This window comes from Rhodovulum sp. DZ06 (assembly GCF_050586345.1).
Lineage (GTDB): Bacteria > Pseudomonadota > Alphaproteobacteria > Rhodobacterales > Rhodobacteraceae > JBOCEF01.
The window spans coordinates 14,595-35,451 of sequence record NZ_JBOCEF010000049.1 but is presented as its reverse complement, the minus strand read 5'-3'; the positions used below and the strand labels follow the sequence as shown (position 1 = coordinate 35,451).

General features: G+C 72.4%; 19 protein-coding genes. 11 read left to right on the top strand and 8 right to left on the bottom strand.

Annotated elements, in window-relative coordinates; translation table 11 throughout:
- Positions 1 to 132: 132 nt before the first annotated feature.
- A complete protein-coding gene (locus ACQ5SO_RS17850; protein ID WP_430942994.1) occupies positions 133 to 1,059 on the bottom strand; it encodes a carbohydrate kinase family protein in 927 nt (308 codons plus the stop codon).
- Between the two features lie 912 nt (positions 1,060 to 1,971).
- Between ACQ5SO_RS17850 and ACQ5SO_RS17845 the strand changes: the two genes are divergently transcribed.
- A complete protein-coding gene (locus tag ACQ5SO_RS17845; RefSeq protein WP_430942993.1) occupies positions 1,972 to 3,168 on the top strand; it encodes an ROK family protein in 1,197 nt (398 codons plus the stop codon).
- 341 nt (positions 3,169 to 3,509) lie between these two features.
- On the top strand, positions 3,510 to 4,334 hold the full coding sequence (locus ACQ5SO_RS17840) for a DUF2189 domain-containing protein (protein ID WP_430942992.1): 825 nt from the start codon (positions 3,510 to 3,512) through the stop codon (positions 4,332 to 4,334).
- A gap of 30 nt (positions 4,335 to 4,364) precedes the next feature.
- Here ACQ5SO_RS17840 and ACQ5SO_RS17835 read toward each other — a convergent pair whose 3' ends face one another.
- Together ACQ5SO_RS17835 and hpaR are read right to left on the bottom strand one after the other, a co-directional pair.
- The gene (locus tag ACQ5SO_RS17835; RefSeq protein WP_430942991.1) at positions 4,365 to 5,240 is read right to left on the bottom strand and encodes an SDR family NAD(P)-dependent oxidoreductase; all 876 of its coding nucleotides are present in this window, start codon (positions 5,238 to 5,240) and stop codon (positions 4,365 to 4,367) included.
- A gap of 44 nt (positions 5,241 to 5,284) precedes the next feature.
- Positions 5,285 to 5,746 (bottom strand): homoprotocatechuate degradation operon regulator HpaR, encoded by a 462-nt coding sequence (hpaR, locus tag ACQ5SO_RS17830; RefSeq protein ID WP_430942990.1) that lies wholly within the window; start codon positions 5,744 to 5,746, stop codon positions 5,285 to 5,287.
- A 171-nt stretch (positions 5,747 to 5,917) separates the two neighbouring features.
- Between hpaR and ACQ5SO_RS17825 the strand changes: the two genes are divergently transcribed.
- The 7 genes from ACQ5SO_RS17825 to ACQ5SO_RS17795 all read left to right on the top strand — a co-directional run bounded on the left by ACQ5SO_RS17825 (position 5,918) and on the right by ACQ5SO_RS17795 (position 13,074).
- Positions 5,918 to 6,304, top strand: a complete 387-nt coding sequence (locus ACQ5SO_RS17825; RefSeq protein WP_430942989.1) for a 5-carboxymethyl-2-hydroxymuconate Delta-isomerase — start codon at positions 5,918 to 5,920, stop codon at positions 6,302 to 6,304.
- 9 nt (positions 6,305 to 6,313) lie between these two features.
- Positions 6,314 to 7,816 (top strand): 5-carboxymethyl-2-hydroxymuconate semialdehyde dehydrogenase, encoded by a 1,503-nt coding sequence (gene hpaE, locus ACQ5SO_RS17820; protein ID WP_430942988.1) that lies wholly within the window; start codon positions 6,314 to 6,316, stop codon positions 7,814 to 7,816.
- Between the two features lie 3 nt (positions 7,817 to 7,819).
- Complete coding sequence (gene hpaD, locus ACQ5SO_RS17815) at positions 7,820 to 8,803, top strand: 3,4-dihydroxyphenylacetate 2,3-dioxygenase (protein ID WP_430942987.1); 984 nt, start codon at positions 7,820 to 7,822, stop codon at positions 8,801 to 8,803.
- 53 nt (positions 8,804 to 8,856) lie between these two features.
- Positions 8,857 to 9,729, top strand: a complete 873-nt coding sequence (locus tag ACQ5SO_RS17810; protein ID WP_430942986.1) for a fumarylacetoacetate hydrolase family protein — start codon at positions 8,857 to 8,859, stop codon at positions 9,727 to 9,729.
- Entirely contained in the window at positions 9,729 to 10,523 is a 795-nt protein-coding gene (locus ACQ5SO_RS17805) for a 2-oxo-hepta-3-ene-1,7-dioic acid hydratase (protein ID WP_430942996.1), read from the top strand. The genes ACQ5SO_RS17810 and ACQ5SO_RS17805 overlap by 1 nt, the downstream gene beginning before the upstream one ends.
- Positions 10,524 to 10,687: 164 nt before the next feature.
- Positions 10,688 to 11,452 carry an HpcH/HpaI aldolase family protein gene (locus tag ACQ5SO_RS17800; protein WP_430942985.1) on the top strand — a complete coding sequence of 255 codons (765 nt, stop codon included), beginning with the start codon at positions 10,688 to 10,690 and terminating at the stop codon, positions 11,450 to 11,452.
- A complete protein-coding gene (locus ACQ5SO_RS17795) occupies positions 11,449 to 13,074 on the top strand; it encodes a thiamine pyrophosphate-dependent enzyme (protein ID WP_430942984.1) in 1,626 nt (541 codons plus the stop codon). Before ACQ5SO_RS17800 ends, ACQ5SO_RS17795 begins: the two co-directional genes overlap by 4 nt.
- A 92-nt stretch (positions 13,075 to 13,166) precedes the next feature.
- Here ACQ5SO_RS17795 and ACQ5SO_RS17790 read toward each other — a convergent pair whose 3' ends face one another.
- Positions 13,167 to 13,772: a YitT family protein gene (locus ACQ5SO_RS17790; protein WP_430942995.1), complete on the bottom strand. Its 606-nt coding sequence runs from the start codon at positions 13,770 to 13,772 to the stop codon at positions 13,167 to 13,169.
- Positions 13,773 to 13,940: 168 nt separating this feature from the next.
- Here ACQ5SO_RS17790 and ACQ5SO_RS17785 point away from each other — a divergent pair, with 168 nt between their 5' ends.
- A complete protein-coding gene (locus ACQ5SO_RS17785) occupies positions 13,941 to 14,375 on the top strand; it encodes a hypothetical protein (RefSeq protein WP_430942983.1) in 435 nt (144 codons plus the stop codon).
- A 799-nt stretch (positions 14,376 to 15,174) separates the two neighbouring features.
- Positions 15,175 to 15,720: an invasion associated locus B family protein gene (locus ACQ5SO_RS17780; RefSeq protein ID WP_430942982.1), complete on the top strand. Its 546-nt coding sequence runs from the start codon at positions 15,175 to 15,177 to the stop codon at positions 15,718 to 15,720.
- Between the two features lie 162 nt (positions 15,721 to 15,882).
- Here ACQ5SO_RS17780 and ACQ5SO_RS17775 read toward each other — a convergent pair whose 3' ends face one another.
- From ACQ5SO_RS17775 to ACQ5SO_RS17760, 4 genes are all read right to left on the bottom strand, one after another.
- Positions 15,883 to 17,097: a beta-ketoacyl-[acyl-carrier-protein] synthase family protein gene (locus tag ACQ5SO_RS17775; protein WP_430942981.1), complete on the bottom strand. Its 1,215-nt coding sequence runs from the start codon at positions 17,095 to 17,097 to the stop codon at positions 15,883 to 15,885.
- Positions 17,098 to 17,102: 5 nt separating this feature from the next.
- Positions 17,103 to 17,369 carry an acyl carrier protein gene (locus tag ACQ5SO_RS17770; protein ID WP_430942980.1) on the bottom strand — a complete coding sequence of 89 codons (267 nt, stop codon included), beginning with the start codon at positions 17,367 to 17,369 and terminating at the stop codon, positions 17,103 to 17,105.
- Between the two features lie 63 nt (positions 17,370 to 17,432).
- Positions 17,433 to 18,500 (bottom strand): UDP-3-O-(3-hydroxymyristoyl)glucosamine N-acyltransferase, encoded by a 1,068-nt coding sequence (lpxD, locus tag ACQ5SO_RS17765; RefSeq protein WP_430942979.1) that lies wholly within the window; start codon positions 18,498 to 18,500, stop codon positions 17,433 to 17,435.
- Positions 18,501 to 18,769: 269 nt separating this feature from the next.
- Entirely contained in the window at positions 18,770 to 20,527 is a 1,758-nt protein-coding gene (locus ACQ5SO_RS17760; RefSeq protein ID WP_430942978.1) for a L,D-transpeptidase family protein, read from the bottom strand.
- Positions 20,528 to 20,857 lie beyond the last annotated feature (330 nt).

Here is a 20,857-nt window from a genome sequence, read left to right as displayed (position 1 = left end):
GGAAGGGGACTCGTCCCCTTCCTCCCCCCTCGCGCTCCCCCCTCCATCCCCAGGCGGGCGTTGCACGGCAAACGAAAAGGGGCGCGGCCATTCAAGGCCGCGCCCCTTTCGCGTCGCGCCCGGCGGCTTGCGTCAGCCGTAGACCTCGTCCGCCCGCGGCAGGTCGGCGCCGACCCGGCCCACGGTGATCGCCGCGGCATCCGTCGCCTCGGCCAGCAGCGCGCCCGCATCGCCCCGCGAGATTCCCGCCAGCGCCGCGGCGTCGCGCAGCCCGCGCCGGTCCAGCCCCGCGATCAGCGCCGCCATGAACGTGTCCCCGGCGCCCACCGTGTCCGCCACCTCGACCTTGCGGCCGGGCGCCGAAATCTCTCCGAACGGCCCCCAGGCGGTCGAGCCCGCGGCCCCGTCGGTCACGATCACCAGCGCCGCGCCGCCCGCGCGCCAGCGCGCCGCGACCTCCGCCGCCGCGACGCCGGGCCAGAGCAGGCCGAGGTCCTCGGCGCTGACCTTGATCAGCCCCGCGCGGCCCGCGTGCCGCTCCACCGCCGCGCGCCAGACCTCCACGTCCGGCTCCACGTTCAGGCGCACATTGGGGTCGAGCGTGATCAGCCGCCGCCCCGCCTCGCGCGCGGCCAGCGCCTCGAGCGTCGCGCCCACGGGCTGGGACACCAGCGCGTAGCTGCCGAAATGCAGCCCCCAGGCCGCGTCCGGCAGCGCCGGGGCGTCGCGCAGCGCCCGGTCCGCGGCGCCCTCGCCGTAGAACTGGTAGGACGGCCCGCCATCCTCGGCCACGTCGACCAGCGACAGGGTGGTGCGCTCGGGCACGCGCTGCACCAGGTCCATGCGCACGCCCTCGGCCTCCAGCGCGGCGGCGAGGCGCGCGCCCATGCGGTCGGTGGAGATGCCCGAGAAGAACAGCGCCTCGCGCCCCAGCCGGGCGAGGCCCACGGCGACGTTGAAGGGCGAGCCGCCGATGCGGGCGGTCAGGCCCAGGCTGCGCCCGTCGCCCTCGTCACGCGCGAACAGGTCCCAGAGCGCTTCGCCGCAGACGCAGAACATGGGCAGGCTTCCTTTGCCGGGGTGATGGGGTGGACGGGTCGACGGATCGACCGATGGACGGGTCGACGGGTCGTGGATGCGCCCGCCCCAGCGCGCCGCGAAGGGGCGCGGCCGGGGCGGGCGCGAAGCGTGCCGGGAACGGGGGGCCGGCGCACCCGCCGGCCGGCGGCCCCGCCGGGCGCCGACGACCACGGCGTTTCGGCCGGGGCGGCGCGGGAATGACGATCCGGATCGGCCGGGGTCCCGGGTCCCGCGCTGGAGGAGTGTCGCGCGCGCCCCGGTCCTGTCCGCCGTCCTTCCCCGCCGCGCGCCGTTCAGGGCGGCCCGGGGGGAAGCGGGCGCGGCGTCCCTTCGGGGAGGACGGCGCGCCCTGATCCGGGGTCGCCCCCCTCGCCGCACGCTGCGGCGAGGGGGGCGTCCGGGCCTGGCCGGGGGCCCTCGGGCTCCGCGCTCACCCCGAAAGGGGAGCGCGGGACCCGCCCGACCGGCCCGAAGATCGAGCCGACCGCCCCCGCGGCCCATGCGGAGGCGGACGGCGCCGCAGGCGGCCGAAGCCGCAGCGGATCCTCGGGCGCCGGGGGCCTGTCGCGGCCCCGCGGCGTCGGACCGGCGCCGTCTCGGCCCGGTCCTGCAATCCTGTGGGAGTTCCCGTCGCGCCCTGCCCTGCGCCGTTCCCGGCCCCCGGCGGCGCGCCCGGACCCTCCCGTCCGGCGGGGCCCTGCGGCGTCTCCGCCCCGGCCCCTCGCCTGCCCCCTGTGTGCCGGAGGGCGCCGTGATTCGCAATTATTAAATCACTTTGCTTTTCTTATTAGGGGTCCGGTAACATGCCGTGACGAGACCCACGGTCCCCGGCGCCCCGGCGCGGCGGGCGACGCCCCGCGGACGGCGCGGCCAAGGACAAGGACCCCCGGAATGCGCGGCGGAGACGGCAGGAAGCTCAGGGCGTTCAACGAACGGCTGGTGCTCAGCGCCGTGCTGGGGGCCGAGAAGCAGCGCCTCTCCAAGGCCGAGATCGCGCGCGCCACCGGCCTCTCGGGCCAGGCCGCGCGGATGATCACCGACGCGCTGACCGAGGAGGGGCTGCTGCGCAAGCTCTCCAAGGTGCGCGGCCAGGTCGGCCAGCCCTCCACCCCCTATGCGCCGGACCCGGACGGGGCGTTCTCGCTCGGGGTCAAGATCGGGCGGCGCAAGCTCGAGACCGTGCTGGTCAACCTGGTGGGCGAGGTCGTCGCCGCGGACGGCGCGCCCCATGACGCGCCCTGGCCCGAGCCGACCATGGCGGCGGCCTGCGCGATGGCGCGCGGGCTGCTGGGCGCCCTGCCCCCGGCGCGGCGGGCGCGGGTGACGGGGCTGGGCGTCGCGATGCCGGGGGACCTGCACGCCTGGCCCGAGGAGATGGGCGTCGCGCCCGATGCGCTGAGCGGCTGGAAGGGGATCGACCCGGCGGCGATCCTGTCGGAGGCGACGGGGATCGAGGCCGAGCTTATCAATGACGGCGCCGCCGCCTGCGCGGCCGAGGCGTTCCGCGGCGGCGGCGCGGCGCCCGGGGGCTCGATGCTCTATTTCCATATCGGCGCCTTCTGCGGCGGCGGGCTGATGATCGACGGGCGGCTGCAGCGGGGCGCGCGGGGCAATGCCGGGGCGCTCGCCTCCATGCCCATCGGCGGGCGCGACGCCCGCGGCCGCCCGCGGCAGCTTCTGCACGTCGCCTCGTCGCTGGTGCTGGAGCGGATGCTGGACGCGCAGGGGCTCGGCGGGCCGAACTGCGTGGGCGAGCCGCCCTTCCCCGCCCGCCAGGCGGTGTTCGAGACCTGGGCCTCGGAGGCCGCCCCCGCCCTTGCGCGCGCCGCCGCGTCGGCCTGCGCGGTCTATGATTTCGAGGACGTGGTGATCGACGGCGTGCTGTGGGGCGGCTGGCGGCGGCAGCTGGTGCACATGGTCCGGCGCAGCTTCCTCGACGGCGCGAACCTTTCGGGGCTGAGCGTGCCGCGGATCGGGCCGGGCGCGTTGGGCGGCGACGCGCGGGTGCTGGGGGCGGCGCTGCTGCCGCTGCACGAGCGGTTCTCGCCCGATCCGGGCCGCCTGACCCCGCATCCGCGCGGGGCCTGAGCCTCCGGGTCCCCGCGCCGCGCCCCGACGCCTGGCGCCCGCGCCGCGCGCCCGCGCCGCGCCCACGCCGCGCCCCCCCCCGACGCCTGGCCGACCCGGCATCGCCCCGCTTTTCCGAAGGTTTCCGGCGCCAACCGTTGCGCAACCCGCCGCGGTCGTGGAACCTGTGCGGCGACCGCATGTCGCGCCCGGGGGCGCGGCGGCGCGCCGCCCCCGGGGCGGCCGGGGATCAGCGACGGCGCATGGGGGACGGGAGGCCCCCGCCGCCGCCCCCTTCGCGCCGACAGGCCCCGGCCCGGGCCGCCCCCGCCGCGCACGTGCCTTGACCCGGGAGGACACCCATGACCGACGCCGCCAAACCGGCCCAGCCCGCCCTGTCGCCATCCGAGGCCGCGCTGCCGCCGATGCCGAAGATCCGCCGCATCGAGGCGGCCGACATCAAGGACGCCCTGCGCCTCGGGTGGGAGGATTTCCGCGCCGCGACCGGCTTCGGGCTGTTCTTCGGCGCCTTCTACGCCTTCGCGGGCATGATCCTGTGGCTGATGCTGTCCGAGTGGAACATGCCCTGGCTGATGATCCCGCTCGGGGTCGGCTTCCCGCTGCTCGGGCCCTTCATCGCCGTCGGCCTCTACGAGGTGTCGCGCCAGCGCCAGCGGGGCGAGAAGCTGCGCTGGGGCCATGTCCTCGGGGTCATGGTCGAACAGCGCAAGCGCGAGCTGGGCTGGATGGCCTTCGTCACCCTCTTCATCTTCTGGGTCTGGCTCTACCAGATCCGCCTGCTGCTCGCGATCATCATGGGAAAGATGAGCTTCAGCTCGCTCGACCAGTTCATGGGGCTGGTGTTCACCACCGCCGAGGGCTGGACCTTCCTCACCATCGGCGCCGGCGTCGGCGCGCTGCTGGCGCTGGCGCTGTTCTCCTCGACCGTGGTGTCGATCCCGCTGCTGCTCGACCGCGACCGGGACTTCATCACCGCGCTCATCACCTCGTGGCAGAGCGTGATCCAGAACCCGCGCTGCATGATCGCCTGGGGCCTCGTGGTCACGGCGGCGGTGATGGCGGGGATGGCGACCTTCTTCCTCGGGCTGATCGTGGTGCTGCCGGTGCTGGGGCACGCGACCTGGCACCTCTACCAGAAGCTGGTGGAACCCGAAGAGCCGCGCTGAGCGGCGCGGGACGATGCGGACGGGGGGCCCTCAGCGGCCCCCTTCTTCGTTCTCGGGGGGCAGGCCCGCGGCGGCGTCGCGCGCGATGCGGTCATCCCAGGCGGCGTCGATCCGCGCCTTCGCCGCCACCTTGTCGAGGCGCCGGACCAGCAGCGGGCGCACCAGCGGCGCAAGCCGGGCGAGGAGCGCGACGGTGAGGGTCGGGTGGATCTCGGCCCGCCCCTTCGCCATGCCGCGCAGGATTCGCTTCGCGCAGCGATCGGCGCGCATCAGGCCCGCGGAGCCGGCGATGGCGTGCAGCTCGGGCGGCACGAAGGGACGCTCGGCCGCGTAGCCGGGCGTGTCGAGATCGGCCGGGAAGGCGCAGGAGACGAGCACGCCGTCGGGCCGCGCCTCGTGCCCCAGCGCCTGCGCCAGCGCGCGCACGGCGAACTTGGAGGGCGCGTAGGCGGCGTGGCCCGGCAGCCCGATCAGCCCGGCGGCGGAGGAGACGAACAGAAGGCTGCCCCGCCCGCGCGCGCGCATCTTCGGCAGCACCGCCTGGGCGAGGTGGAGGGCGCCGAAATGGTTCACCTCCATCTGGGCGCGGAAGATCTCGGGGGTCAGGGTTTCGAACCGGCCGGGACGCGCGGCCCCGGCGCAGGCGGCGGCGAAATCGACCGGCCCGCCATGGCGCTCGGCCTCCGCGACCAGCGCGGCGAGGGCCGGGCCGTCGGTCACGTCGCAGGCAAGCGCGCGCACCGCGCCGCCCGAGGCCGAGAGCCGCGCATGGGCGTCCCTGAGCCGGTCCCGGTCCCGCGCCACGATGGTGACGGCGGCGCCGGAGGCGAGAAGCGCCCGCGCCAGTTCAAACCCCAGTCCCGAGGAGCCGCCGGTGATCAGCGCATGCCTGCACAGCCCGTCCATCGCCGTTCCTTTCGCCTGCCGCCGCCGCACGCCCGCGCCGCCGGTCAGTCCAGCCGCAGCCTGTCGGTGATCGCGTTCAGCTCACCCACCATCTTGCGCATCGCCTCGGCGCCCAGCACCGCCTCGATCTCGGCATAGATCCGCTCGCTGTCCGGCTGGACGCGGGCGATCACCGCGCGGCCCTCCTCGGACAGCGACAGCCAGTAGCGGCGCCGGTCGGCCTCGTCCTGGCGCTTCTTCACCAGGCCCTGGCTCTCGAAATTGCGCAGGATCCGCGACAGCGACGGGCCGAGGATGACGGAGCGTTCGGCCAGCTGGCTGACCTCCAGCTCCGCATGGGCGCCCAGCGTGCGCAGCACCCGCCACTGCTGCTCGGTCAACCCGTGGGAGGCCAGCATCGGGCGGAACCGCTGCATCACCGATTCGCGCGCGCGCAGGAGGGCGATGGGAAGCGAGCCGGTCACGTCAGACGGGTGGAAGAAGTCGCTGGGGCCGTCGCTGGGCAAGGGGCCGTCTCCGGGGAAATCCTGTGATGGGTAACGTGTTACCGAACCCCCCGCCCCGGCGCAACGCGGGCGGCGCCGCACGCGCCCGAAGGAAAGCGTTGACCGGGGCCCCGGATGTACTTAACACGTTATACATAACAAGACGGCCAAAGATGACGGGAGGAAACGCCGATGCCCCACATGGACATCACGCATTCCCGCAACCTGGGTGAGGAAATCGACCTCCAGGCGCTGTGCGACGCGGTCGCCAGGGCGATGGAGGAGACGGGGATGTTCCCCCTCGGAGGGATCCGCGTGCGCGCGATCGCCTGCGACGCCTACAGGATTGCGGACGGCCACGCGGACAACATGTTCGCCGATTTCGTGCTGCGCGTCGGCCAGGGGCGCCCCCCCGAGGCCCGCAAGGCGGCGGCGCAGCATGTCTGGGACGCGGCCTGCGCCCATCTCGCCCCCCTGTTCGACCGGCCCCATTTCGCGCTCTCGTTCGAGATGCGCGAGATCGACGCCGACTTCTCGTGGAAGAAGAACTCCATCCACCCGCGCGTGACGAAAGCCTGAGAGGGTTCCATGGCTGATTTCGAGACCAACAAGGCCAGGGCGGCCGAATACATGGCGCGGTGGCAGGGCGGCCCGGTCCCCCACCGCATCGGCGGCGAGGATGTGCTGTCGGCCGAGACCTTCGAGGTGATCTCGCCCACCGACCTGAACCCCATCGCCACCGCCGCCAAGGGCGGCGCGGCCGAGATCGACGCCGCCGCGAAGGCCGCGCATGAAGCCTTCGGCGAATGGTCCGCGATGGACGGCGCCCGTCGCCGCACGCTTCTGCACCGCATCGCCGACCGCATCGTGGCGCGGGCCGAGGAGATCGCGCTGACCGAGTGCATGGACACCGGCCAGTCGCTGAAATTCATGTCCAAGGCGGCGCTGCGCGGGGCCGAGAACTTCCGCTTCTTCGCCGACAAGGCCCCGACGGCCCGCGACGGCCAGTCGCTGTATGGCCCCGGCCAGATCAACGTCACCTCGCGCCACCCCATCGGGCCGGTGGGGGTGATCACCCCCTGGAACACGCCCTTCATGCTGTCGACCTGGAAGATCGCCCCGGCGCTCGCCGCCGGCTGCACGGTCGTCCACAAGCCCGCCGAACTCTCGCCGCTGACCGCCCGCCTGCTGGTGGAGATCGCGGAAGAGGCGGGCCTGCCGAAGGGCGTCTGGAACTATGTCAACGGCATGGGCGAGGATGCGGGGGCCGCGCTGACCGCGCACCCGCTGATCAAGGCCGTGGCCTTCGTGGGCGAGAGCAAGACCGGCTCGATGATCATGAAGCAGGGCGCGGACACGCTGAAGCGCGTGCATTTCGAGCTTGGCGGCAAGAACCCGGTCGTGGTCTTCGCCGATGCCGACCTGGAAAGCGCCGCGGACGCCGCCGCCTTCATGATCTACTCGCTCAATGGCGAACGCTGCACGTCCTCCTCGCGCCTGCTGGTCGAGGAGTCGATCCATGACGAATTCTGCGCCATGGTCGCGAAGAAGGCCGAGGCCATTCCCGTGGGCCACCCGCTCGACCCCAAGACGGTCGTCGGCCCGCTGATCCATCCCGGCCATTTCGACAAGGTGACGTCGTATTTCGAGCTGGCGAAGGAAGAGGGCGCGACCATCGCCGCGGGCGGCGTTCCGGCGGATCAGCCCTGCACGGTGCGCCCGACCCTCTTCACCGGCGCGCGCAACGACATGCGCATCGCGCAGGAGGAGATCTTCGGCCCGGTGCTGACCGCGATCCCCTTCAAGGACGAGGACGAGGCGCTCGCCCTCGCCAATGACGTCGATTACGGCCTTGCCGGGTATGTCTGGACCCGCGACCTCACCCGCGCGATGCGCTTCACCGACAAGCTCGAAGCGGGCATGGTGTGGGTGAATTCCGAGAACCTGCGCCACCTGCCGGCGCCCTTCGGCGGCGTCAAGGCGTCCGGCATCGGGCGGGACGGCGGCGACTGGTCCTTCGATTTCTACATGGAAACCAAGAACGTGGCCTTCATGACCGCCGACCGCGCGGTCCCGAAGCTGGGAGGATAAGCCATGCCGGTTCCGGCCCCCAACCTGCATCCAAGTTTCAACATCGTGCGCCTGAGCCACGTGGAGTTCGGGGTCACCGACCTCGCCGCCAGCACCGCCTTCTGGGCGGACACGCTGGGGCTGCAGATCACGCACCAGGACAACGAGCATGTCGCCCTGCGCGCGATGGAGGAGCGCGGGCATCACTGCATCCTGCTGCGCAAGGCCGACGTCGCCACCGCGAAGGCGCTGTCCTTCAAGGTGTGGGAGGAGGAGGACCTCGACCGCGCCAAGACCTGGTTCGAAACCCGCGGCATCAAGACGGAATGGGTGGAGCGCCCCTGGCAGGGCCGCACCCTCGCCGCCTCGGACCCGCACGGCACCCCGCTGGAGTTCTACGCCAGGATGGACCGGCTCGCGCCCATTCATCAGCAGTACAAGCTCTACTCGGGCGTCAAGCCGCTGCGGATCGATCACTTCAACTGCTACTCGCCCGACGTGGACGCCTCGGTCGCCTTCTACAACGACATGGGCTTCCGGACGACCGAGTACACCGAGGACAGCGAGACCGAGAAGGTCTGGGCCGCGTGGATGCACCGCAAGGGCGGCGTGCATGACGTGGCCTTCACCAACGGGCTCGGCCCGCGGCTGCATCACACCGCGTTCTGGGTGCCGACGCCGCTGAACATCATCGATCTTCTCGATATCATGTCCACCACCGGCTATCTCGACAATATCGAGCGCGGGCCGGGGCGGCACGGCATCTCCAACGCCTTCTTCCTCTATATCCGCGACCCCGACGGGCACCGGATCGAGATCTACTGCTCGGACTACCAGACCGTGGACCCGGATCTCGAGCCGATCCGCTGGGACCTGACCGACCGGCAGCGCCAGACGCTGTGGGGCGCGCCCGCCCCGCGCAGCTGGTTCGAGGAAGGCTCGGTCTTCGAGGGGGTGGAGCCGGTTCCGTCGAAGCTGACCGCCCAGCCGATCATCGCCCCTTACTGAGGGCGCCGCGGGGCCCTGCCGGGGCCCCGCCACGCATACCCACGGAGAGCGCCATGACCGCCCGTCTCGTCACCTACACGCACCAGAACCGCACCAGCTTCGGCGCGGTGGTTGAGGGGGGGATCGTCGACCTCGCCCCCCTGTTCCCCGATTACGCCGACCTCAAGGCCGCCATCGCGGCGGGCGCCCTGCCCGCGCTGGCGAAGGCCGCCGAGGGCCGCGCCGCGGACGTGGCGCTGTCGGACGTGACCCTCGAAAGCCCCGTGCCCTCGCCGGAAAAGATCATCTGCGTCGGCGTGAACTACCCGTCGCGGAACGAGGAGTACAAGGACGGGTCCGAGGCCCCGGCCAACATGTCCCTCTTCATCCGCTTCCCGGACAGCTTCACCGGCCACGGGCAGAACATCATCCGCCCGCCGGAATCGCCGCAGTTCGATTATGAGGGCGAAGTGGTGCTGGTGATCGGCAAGGGCGGGCGCCGCATCAGCCAGGAAGACGCGCTCGACCACGTGGCCGCGATCTCGCTGGCCAATGAGGGGACCATCCGCGACTGGGTGCGCCACGCCAAGTTCAACGTCACGCAGGGCAAGAACTGGGACCGCTCCGGCGCCATCGGGCCGTGGCTGGTGGTGTTCGAGGACGAGTCGCAGATCGCCGACATCCAGCTCGAGACCCGCGTGAACGGAGAGCTGCGCCAGTCCGACCGCACGGGGCGCATGATGTTCCCGTTCCGGCGGATCATCGAATACATCTCCACCTTCGCGACGCTGAAGCCCGGCGACGTGATCCTGACCGGCACCCCCACCGGCGCGGGCGCGCGGTTCGACCCGCCGATCTGGCTCGTGCCCGGCGACGTGGTGGAGGTCTCGGCGACCGGCATCGGCACGCTCTCCAACACCGTGGCGGATGAGGAGCTTTCGGCATGATGACGGACGCGCAGGTCCAGGCCGCCGCCGCGGCGCTGGTCGAGGCCGAGAAGACGGGGCGCCAGTGCGGCCTCGTCTCCGCCGCCAATCCGGGCATGACGATGGAGGACGCCTATGCCGTCCAGGCCGCCGTGGTGGCCGCGAAACAGGCGGAGGGGCTCGACCGCATCGGCTGGAAGATCGGCCTGACCTCCAGGGCCATGCAGCAGGCGCTGAACATCGACATTCCCGACAGCGGCGTGCTGCTGGACGACATGCTGTTCGAGGATGGCGGGACCGTGCCCGCGGGCCGTTTCATCCAACCGCGGATCGAGTGCGAGATCGCCTTCATCATGGGCGCCGACGTGGCCCCGGATGCGTCGGAAGCGGACATCATCGCCGCCACCGAATGGGTGGCCCCGAGCCTCGAGATCCTCGACACCCGCATCAAGCGCGTGGACGAGGAAGGCCGTACGCGGGTGATCTTCGACACCATCTCGGACAACGCCGCCAATGCCGGGCTGGTGCTCGGCCCGCAGCGGTTCCGGCCCGCGGAGGTCGACCTTCCGCGCGTCGGCGCGGCCGTGCTGCGCGATGGCGAGGTCGAGGAGACGGGCCTCGGCGCGGGCGTGCTCGGGGACCCGGTCCGCTCGGTCGCCTGGCTGGTGCGCCGGCTTGGCGAGCACGGCATGTCGGTGAAGGCGGGCGAGGTGCTGCTCTCGGGCAGCTTCATCCGCCCGGTCGAATGCCCGCCGGGCTGCAAGGTCGAGGCCGATTTCGGCGCGTTCGGCGCGGTGTCGATCCGCTTCGCCTGACCCTGCATCCGGCCCGCGCGAAACCTGCGCGGGCCGCTTGCACCAAGCGCCGCGGCGCCCATGATGGCCCGGCGCAACGGGCGACGGAGCGGGCGACGTCCCGCCATGTCGCCACTGGAAACATGAAGGCCCGACAGCGGGTCCGTCACAGGGAGGGGTCGCCGATGTCCGCGCCCGTCAACACATTCAAGCAGGCCCTGAAGGCCGGCGAAGTCCAATACGGCGCCTGGCTCAGCCTCGGCAGCCCGTTCTCGGCCGAGCTCATGGCCTCCCGCGGCTATGACTGGCTGGTGATCGACAACGAGCACGCGCCCAACACCCTCGCCACCACCCTGCCGCAGATCCAGGCCATCCACGGCCACCCCTGCGAGCCGGTCGTGCGCCCGCCCATCGGCGAGGACTGGATGATCAAGCAGTTCCTCGACGGCTCGGCGCGCACGCTGCTGATCCCGATGGTCGAGGACGCCGCCCAGGCCGAGGCGATGGTCCGCGCCACCCGCTACCCGCCCCACGGCATCCGCGGCGTCGGCGCATCGGTCGGCCGCGCCACCTTCTGGGGCGCGACGCCGGACTATTTCAAGACGGCGGAGGAGCAGCTCTGCCTGCTGCTGCAGGTCGAAAGCCGCAACGCGCTCGAGAACCTCGACGCCATCGCCGCGACCGAGGGCGTCGACGGCGTGTTCATCGGCCCCGCGGACCTCTCGGCCGACATGGGCCACCTTGGCGACCCGACCCACCCCGAGGTGCTGGAGGCGATCGGCGACGCCATCGGGCGCATCCGCGCCGCGGGCAAGGCGCCGGGGATCCTCTGGCCCGCCAACGACACCCAGCGCTGGATCGACAAGGGCGCGCTGTTCTGCGCCATCGGCTCCGACGCGGGCTTCCTCGGGGCGGCGGCGGGCATGGCCCGCGGGCTGTTCAAGGAATGACCGGGGGCAGCAACGCCGCCCGCCGCATGACGGTGGGCGAAGGCATCGTCGAGCACCTTCTGGCCGAGGGCGTGGACACCGTCTTCGGCATCCCGGGCGCGCATATGTACGACCTCAACGACGCCATGGCGCGGGCGGGCGGCAAGCTGCGCTTCGTCACCGCGCGGCACGAGCAGGGCGCGGCCTGGATGGCCTATGGCTATGCCCAGGCGACCGGGAAACCGGGCGTGTTCACGGTGGTCCCCGGCCCCGGCGTGCTGAACGCGGGCGCGGCCCTGTGCACCGCCTACGCCGCCAACGCGCCGGTGCTGTGCCTGACCGGCAACGTCATGTCCCACCTGATCGGCCAGGGCCGCGGCCAGCTGCACGAGCTGCCCGACCAGCTGGGCACATTGGCGGGCATCACCCGCCACGCCGCGCGCATCGACCACCCGGCCGAGGTTTCCAGCGTGATGCACGGCGCCTTCCACGCGATGAAGAACGGTCGCGGCGGCCCCGCGGCGGTCGAGGCGCCGTGGGACGTGTTCGGCAAGGCGGGCATGGTCGACGCCCCGCGCGTGGCCGACCGCCAGACCCCCGCCATAGACCCCGAGGCGCTGGCCGAGGCCGCCGCGATGGTGGCGGGCGCGAAACGCCCGCTGATCATGGTCGGCGGCGGCGCGATGAATGCGGGGGCCGAGATCGCCGCGCTGGCCGAGAAGATCGGCGCGCCCGTCACCTGCCACCGCTCGGGCAAGGGGGTGATCCCCGCCGATCACCCGATGGCGATGGACAGCATCGCGGCCTATGAATACTGGCGCGAGTGCGATCTGCTGATCGGCATCGGCTCGCGGCTTGAGATGCAGTTCATGCGCTGGTCCTGGAAGCCCGCGGGGCTGAAGATGCTGCGCATCGACATGGACCCGACCGAGTTCGTGCGCCTGCGCCCGGATCTCGGGCTCCTCGCGGATGCGGCCGAGGGCGCCGCGGCGCTGGCGGGCGCCTGCGGCCAGGCCGAGGATCGCAGCGCGGAGGTCGCGGCGCTGGTCAAGGACAGCCAGGCCAAGGCCGGGACGGTGCAGCCGCAGGCCGACTGGCTCGACGCCATTCGCGCCGCCCTGCCCCGGGACGGCATCCTGGTGGAAGAGATCTGCCAGGCCGGCTTCGCCGCCCGCTTCCGCTGGCCCGCCTACACGCCGCGCTCCTACATCTCCTGCGGCTACCAGGAGACGCTGGGCTTCGGCTATGGCACGGCGCTGGGCGCGAAGGCCGGGCGGCCGGACCTGCCGGTGGTGTCGATCAACGGCGATGGCGGCTTCATGTTCGCGGTGCAGGAGCTGGCGACCGCGGTGCACGAGGGGCTGAACGTCGTCGCCGTGGTGTTCGACAACGGCCAGTACGGCAATGTGCGGCGCGACCAGGACATGCGCTACGAGGGGCGGCGGATCGGCTCCGAGCTCGGCAATCCCGATTTCGTCGCCATGGCCAAGGCCTTCGGCGTCCATGCCGAGGAGGCGGACGCCGCGGGGCTGGAAGAAGCCGTCGCCCGCTGCATCGCCATGGAGCGGCCCTGCCTGATCCGGGTGCAGGGCGGGGACGAGGGCTCGCCCTGGCCCTTCACCATGCCCGCGCCGCATTCCTGAGCGGGCGGAGCACGGAACATGAAGACGCCGCCGCGGAGGCCTCCGCGGCGGCGTCTTTCCACTGGTGACTTGGCGCGCCGTCGCGCCCCCCGTCAGCCCGAGATGTAGCGGTCGCGCCGGTGGTTGAACAGGATCACCATGTTCAGCACCACCGCGCCATAGAGGCTCCAGGCCACGCGCTCCGGCTCGAACAGCGCGAGGGCGGCGGCGAAGAGCAGCGCGTCGACCCCGAGCTGCACCCAGCCCGCCCGCACCCCCCAGCGGTCCTGCGCGATCAGCGCCACCACCCCGAGCCCGCCGAGCGAGCCCTTGTGGCGGAACACGCCGAGGAGGCCCAGCCCCGTGGTCACCCCGAACACGGTGGCGCCGACGAGAGGGTGCAGGTCCTCGAAGCGGATGAAGGTCGGCATCACCTCCATCAACACCGACAGGGCGACGACGCAGAACAGGGATTTCAGCGTGAACTCCGTCCCCAGCGTCTTCCAGGCGAACAGGTAGAAGGGCAGGTTCACCAGCGTGAACACCAGCCCGAAGCTCCAGCCCGTGACATAGGAGATCAGGAGCGCGAGCCCCGCGGTCTGGCCGGTCATCAGCCCGAGATGGGTCAGGAACACGAGCCCCGCGGCGGCCGAGACCAGGCCGATGGCGAGGCCCTGCACGTCCTCGAGCGGGGTATGCGGCACCGTCGGCCGCGGCATGGGGATTGGCGAAGGCATAAGGTCATCATAGCTGACCTTTTGCGGCGCCGCAACATCCACCCCGCGGCTGCGAATGTCATCAAACCTACACAAGTTTGTCGCGGAAACGATTTAGGCTTGGGTCAAACACGCCCCCAGATCCCCAGCTCAGCAAGGTTCCTCGCCCCCATGACCTGTTTCCCCGACCGCCGCGACGCGCTCGGCCTGCTGATCGGCGCCGGCGCGTCGGTCCTCCTCCCCTCCGCCGCGTTTGCGCTGCAGCGCAGGCTGGACTTCCCGCCGGGGGGCGGACGGCTGACCGAGACCGCCACGCTGCGCGGCCGGGACGAGGCGCGCTTCGCCTTCGACGGCGCGGCGGGGGCGGAGCTGACGGCGCGGGTGCGGATCCGCGGGGCGGATGCGCGGTTCAACATCTGGGCGCCCGAGACGCGGCGGGCGATGTTCATCGGCGCGCGCAGCCCCGATCCCTACCGGTTCAGCGGCACGCTGCCGAAGACCGGGACCTACGAGCTGCAGATCTTCCTGGTGGGCGCGGCGGCGCGCGGCGACCAGGACATCCCGTTCTCGGTCGAGGTCGACCTGAAGGCCCCGCGGCTCGGATGAAGCGCCCCGGGGCGCGCCCCGGATCCCCCTGGAATCGGCCCCCGCGCACGTTTCGTGCATGGGTGAAAGCTGCACCCGAAGTTCATGGATTTCGGGGGCTTGACCCCTTGGTGCGACTCGGCCTAGCGTGCTGCACGCAGGACGGCGCGGCCGGTCTGACAGGGAAAGAAAGCGCGAAAATCGCGCATCTACGCATCGGGACCGTCCTATGGCGGAACCGCAACAAGACGTAACGACAACAAGAAGAACGAAGCGGCGAAAAAGCGTTCCAAGACGCAAGCCGCGGAGGAAAACAGGCGGCCGGCGGCGTCTCGCGACGCGCCGGCCGCATTGCTTTGCGCCCCCGGCGCCGCGGCCTGGCCCCGGCGTCGCGGAGGGCGCCCGGCCCGCGGATGGCGCCCGGCCCGCGGATGGCGGCTGGCCCGCGGATGGCGGCCGCCCGGCGAAGGGCCTGCGCGGCCGCCCCGCCGCAGGCCGCAGCCGGAAGGGACGCTTGCCCCGCGCGCGGCGCCTTCCCCCCGCACCCGCCCCAGACCCGCCCCGCGGGACGCCGCCCATGGCGGCCGCGGGAAGCCCCCGGGCCGCCCCGGCCCGATCCCCCCGCCCGGTGCGGGCCGCGGCTGCGCGTCACGGGGTTTTGGCTTGATTTCGCCAAGCTTGGGATGCACGTCATGGCCCTGACACCCATCGCCGCGGGCCGGCCGACGCGCCGGCGCCCGGCACGCTCGCGGCCCCCCCAGCGCCGCCTGCGCAGGACGAACACCGGGCCCGCCGGGCCGACCGACCGAGGACTAGCTACATGCCCATTTCGATGCGCCGCGCCGCGCTCGCCGTCGCTCTCGCCGCCGCCGCTCCCGCCCTGGCCGCCACCGGCGCCGCGGCGCAGGACCAGCAGGCCCCGAGGCTCGAGAAGAAGGCCACCCACGGGGCGTGGGACGTGGTGTGCGCGCCCAACGGCGCCTGCGCGATGACGCAGACGGGCAAGTCCCCCGACGGGCAGGACATGCTGAAGGTGACCCTGCGCAAGGTGCCCGAGGTCACGGCCGACAGCGGGCAGACCGTGGACACGGTGTTCGTGGCGGTCAGCCCCCTCGGCGTGATGCTGCGCGCGGGCATGGCCCTGCAGGTCGACGGCGGCCAGGTCGAGCGGCTGCCCTACGAGGCCTGCGACCGCGGCGGCTGCATCGTCCAGACGCTGGTGCTGCCGAAGTTCGTCGACAACTTCAAGAAGGGCGTGACCGCGACCTTCACCCTGACCATCCCGGGCAACAAGCAGGTCTCCACCGACATCTCGCTGTCGGGCTTCACCGCGGCCTACAACTCGCTCAAGGCCCCGCAGCAGTGATCGGCGCCCGGGGGCGCGCCCGGCGCGCCCCCGCCGCCCGGGCCGAAGCCCGTGTCCACCGAAACGCGAAACGCCCCGCGGCAGCGCCGCGGGGCGTTTCGTTTGCACCCTGGACGCCTGCGCCCGGGGGCGCGCCGCGCTCCGGTCCCGGGCCCGGCCCGCTCAGCCCTCGAACCGCCGCGCGGCGATGACGGCGTTGAGGCCGCCGAAGGCGAAGGAGTTCGACAGCGCCGCCTTCACCGCAACCTCGCGCGCCACGTTCGGCACCACGTCGAGATCGCAGTCCGGGTCGGGCTCGGAATGGTTGATGGTGGGCGAGATCACGCCGTTCTTCAGCGCGTGGATCACCGCCGCCATCTCCACCGCCCCGGCGCCGCCCAGGCAGTGCCCGTGCATCGACTTGGTGGAGGAGATCATCACCCCGTCCGCCGCCGCGCCGAACACCGCGCGCACGGCCTGGCACTCGGTCCGGTCATTGGCCGCGGTGCCGGTGCCATGGGCGTTGATATAGCCGACCTCGGACGCATCCATCCCGGCATCCATCAGCGCGCCGCGGATCGCGCGCCCGGCGCCGTCGGCCGAGGGCTGCACGATGTCGCCCGCATCGGCGGACATGCCGAAGCCCGTGATCTCGGCCAGGATGGTCGCGCCGCGGGCCTGCGCGCGCTCCAGCGTCTCGAGCACGTAGATCGCCGCGCCCTCGCCCTGCACCATGCCGTTGCGGTCGGCGCTGAACGGGCGGCAGGCGTCGCGGGTCATCACCCGCAGCCCTTCCCAGGCCTTCATCACGCCGAACACCAGCGGCGCCTCGGCGCCCCCGGTCAGCGCCACGTCGGCGAGGCCCGCGCGCACCATCTGGAAGGCCTGGCCCATGGCGTGGTTGGCCGAGGAGCAGGCGGTGGTGACGGTGAAGGCGGGGCCCTTGAGCCCGTGCTTCATGGAGATGTGCGAGCAGGGCGCCGAGGCCATCAGCCGCGGCACCACGAAGGGATGCACCCGGTTCTTGCCGTCCTGGAACACGGTCCGGTAGGCGTCGTCCACGGTGCCCATGCCGGTCAGCGCGGTGCCGATCACGGTGGCGGCGCGGAAGCTCTCCTCCTCCGTCAGCTCCAGCCCCGCGGCGGTCACGGCTTCATCCGCCGCGGTCAGCGCCATCTGCGTGCAGCGGTCGAGCAGCGACAGCTCGGAGCGCGAGAAGCGGGCCGTGCCGTCATAGTCCTTCGCCTGCCCGCCGATCTTGACGGTCAGCCGGTCGATATCGGTGATGTCGAGCGGCCCGATCCCGGAGCGGCCCTCGGAGAGCCCCTCGCAATGCGCGGCCGCGGTCTGGCCAAGGGCCGAGACCACGCCCATCCCGGTGACGACGACACGGCGCACGCGGGTCAGCCCTTCTGCTCTTCGACGAGCCCGCGCACCGCGTTGACGATGGCCCCGACCGAGGAGATGTCGAAATCCCCCTGGGACGGGTCGTTGGCGTTGAACGGCACGGAGATGTCGAAGGTCTCCTCGATGGCGAAGATCGTCTCCACCAGTCCGAGGCTGTCCAGCCCGATATCCTCGGGCGAGCTGTCCAGCTTCACCTCGGAGGGGTCGAGCACGGCCTGTTCGGCCAGGATGCCGATGACCTTTTCCTGCACCTCGTCCGACATGGGAAGTCCTCCATTCGCTCGCGTCCCGCGTCCCTTATCCGAGGGGCGCGGGCGGGAAAAGCCTTATTTGCCGCTCAGCTTGGCAAGAAGCCCGGGCAGACGCCGCAGCGCCATCATCGTCTTCATGTAGTCATCCCGCTTCATCGCGGGAGAGCCCATCATGATGCTGCGCGGGGGCACCTTCGTCGCGACCCCGGAGGCGGCGGCCACCAGGCTGTCATGCCCCACGACAAGGTGATCGGCGACGCCCACCTTGCCGCCCAGGACCACGCGGTCGCCGATCTCGGCGCTGCCCGCGATTCCCACATGGGCGCAGAGCAGGCAGGAGCGCCCGATCTTCACGTTGTGGCCGACCTGGACCTGGTTGTCGATTTTCGTGCCCGACCCGATGGACGTCGCCTGGAGCGTGCCGCGGTCGATGGTCGAGCAGGCGCCCACCTCCACGTCGTCGCCGATGATCACGGCGGCGAGGGAGTGGATGCGCATCCAGACCGAGTTGCGGGTGGCGGCGGCGATCACGCCGTCCTCCTTCGCGTTCTCGACCGTCGACGGCTCGGGGGTCACGAAGCTGAACCCGTCGGCGCCGATCACGGCATTGGGCTGGGCGATGAAGCGGTCGCCGATCTCCACCCGCGCGCCGATGCGCACGCCGGGATGGAGGAGCGGCGCCTCGCCGATCCGCGCGTCCTCGCCGACCGAGACATGGGCGCCGATCACCGCGTTCGCGCCGATCACCGCCCGCGCGCCGATCACGGCGAGGGGGCCGATGGCGGCGCCCTCGCCGATGATCGCGGTCGGGTCGACGACCGCGGCGGGGTGGATGCCGGGGGCGACGTCGGGGGCGTGGGCGAAGCGGGTGGTGACGCCGGCCATGGCGACGCGGGCGCGGCCGGCGACGATGGCCGCCTTCAGCCCGTAGGCCTCGAGCGCGGCGGCGTCCGAGCCCGCGGGCAGGATCGCCGCCTCGGCCGGGCAGTCGGCCAGCAGCTTCACGAATTTCGGGTCCATCGCGATGGCGATGTCGCCGGGGCCGGCCTCGGACGGATGCGCGGGGCGCGCGATCTCGTGCGACGGGTCGCCCAGCACGACGGCGCCGAGCGCGTCGGCGAGCTCTCCGATGGTGGTGGTCATGGGCGTCCCTGGTCCCTGTTTCGGCGGCGGGGTTTCGGCGGCGGTGCGGCGGCGGCGCGGCCCCGGGGCGGGCCCGGGCGCGGAGCGGTGTTATAGGACGGGCGGCGACGGCTTGGCCAGTGCGCCGCGGGGCGGCGCCTCGCCTCGGCCCCCGGGCGGGGCGCTCCTGCGCCGTCCCGGCCCGCCCGGCGCCCGCGCCAAAGGCCCGCGCCAAAGGAAAGGGCGCGCCCGGGGATCCCCGAACGCGCCCCTGTCCGTCGCGCAGGCGGTCAGAGCAGCGACAGCCCCGCATCCTTCAGCGCCGCCCAGACCCGGCCGTCGCGGCCATAGACGTCGTCGCGGAACTGGTCCTCGCCGGTGTCTTCATCCACCCAGGCGGTGCGGTAGGTCAGGTGCACCTTGAGCGGGTCCTGCAGCCGCACCCAGACCTCTTCCCCGCGCTGTTCGAGCCGGTCGAAATAGCCCGCCGGGTCGTCCGTCTGCCCCGAGAGCAGCAGATGCGCGAGGTCGATGGGCCGCGCGACGCGCACGCAGCCATGGCTGAAGGCGCGCGCGTCCCTGGCGAAGAGGTGCCGGGACGGCGTGTCGTGAAGATAGATGGCGAAGTTGTTGGGGAACATGAACTTCACCCGCCCCAGCGCGTTGCCCGGCCCGGGGGCCTGGCGGATGCGGAACGGGAAGTTGCCCTGCCCGTACTGGGACCAGTCGGCGTAATACGGGTTCTCGGGAACCGGCGTGTCGCCCTTGGGGATCAGGGTCATGTTCTGGTTCACGAGATAGGACGGATCCGCCTTCAGCGCCGGCAGGATCTCCTTCTCGGCGATCGAGCGGGGCACGTTCCAGGACGGGTTGACCACCATGTGGGTCATCTCGTCCGAGAATTCGGGCGTGCGGTGCTGGCGCGCCTTGCCGATCACGACGCGCATCTCCTGCACCACCTCGTGGTCGAAATAGACCCGCATCATGTAGTCGGCCTGGTTGACGATGATCCGCCGCGCGCCGAGGTCGCGGTTCATCCAGCGCATCCGCTCGAGGTTCACGGCGATCTGCTGCATCCGGGTCTCGGCGTTCTCGGCCATCGCCGCGAAGGTGCGCCGCCCGGCGACCCCGTCGGCATTGAGGCCGTGGCGCCGCTGGAAGCGTTTCACCGCCTCCTCCAGGCCCGCGTCGAACCGCGCGGGGGCGGGGGGCGCGTCGCTCTCGGCCGCGGCGGCGGCCACCTTGACCGGGGCCGGGACCGGGGCGTCGCCCAGCTCGGCCAGGCGCGCGCGCAGGCGGGCGACCTGCGGGCCGCTGTCGCCCAGGCGCAGCACGCGGGCGTCGGGCGTCGCCTCCTGCCAGCCGCCCTGCCCGGCGAGGGCGCGGAAGGCGGCGAGGCGGGCGCGCAGCGCGGCGTAGCCCGGGTCGGCCGGGGCCATGCCCTCGAGCACCCGGCGCGGCTCGGCCGCCGCGGCCAGCTCGGCCAGCAGCGGGCCGCGGTCCGGCCGCTCGGGGGTCACGTGGATCTCGTCATCCACGCGGCGCGGGGTCAGCACGCCGGAATTGAGCGCGACGCCGTAATCGACGGCGGCGCGGGACAGGGCGACGTCCAGCGCCGCCTCGGCCGCCGCGCGGGCGTCGCCGGTCAGCGGCTCGAGCGCGGCGAGCGCGTCGCGCAGCCCGGCCGCGTCGGCGACGGGCGGCAGCGCGTGGCTTTCGGCCCCGTCGAGCAGCGCGAGCAGGCCCGCGGCGACCCGCGCCGGGCGGTCCCCGAGCCAGATCGGCGCCCAGTCGCGGGCGGCGTAAACCGTTTCGAAATCAGCGTCGTCGAGCGCGCCGACCGCGCCGCGCAGGGCGGCCTGGAGCGGCGACAGGGGCGCCCGGGCCGCGTCCGCCGCGAGGGCGGCGCGGTCCAGGGGCGCGGGAGCGACCGCTTCGGGCTGCGGGGCCCCGGCGGGGGCCGTCTGCGCCGCGGCCTGCGCGGCGGCCAGGCCGAGCCCCGCCATCGCTCCGAGCGCAAGGAAATGCTGCGCCGTGCGTCTCATCATCGAGACCTCCGATCTACATGCGTTGTCGACGCGAAGCATAGGCGCCGCGCCTCGGACCTTCCATGAACATGGGGCGAACATGAGTCGTTTCCCCCCCGGACGTGGGAAAAACGCCGCAATCGCGAAGGCTTGAACGGACCCCGCCCCCCGTCCCGGCCGCCCGTGGACGGCCAGATGGCTCAAATCGTGGGGTAAAACTCTTTAAACCATGTTTCGCGCATGATCCGCGCCATGATGGAACCCGTTGCCATGAGGCCGCAGAACGCGGCGGAATCGCGGCCCAACCGCCACTTGTGCGTTGCGCCTGCGATGTGGGATAAATGTGACAAG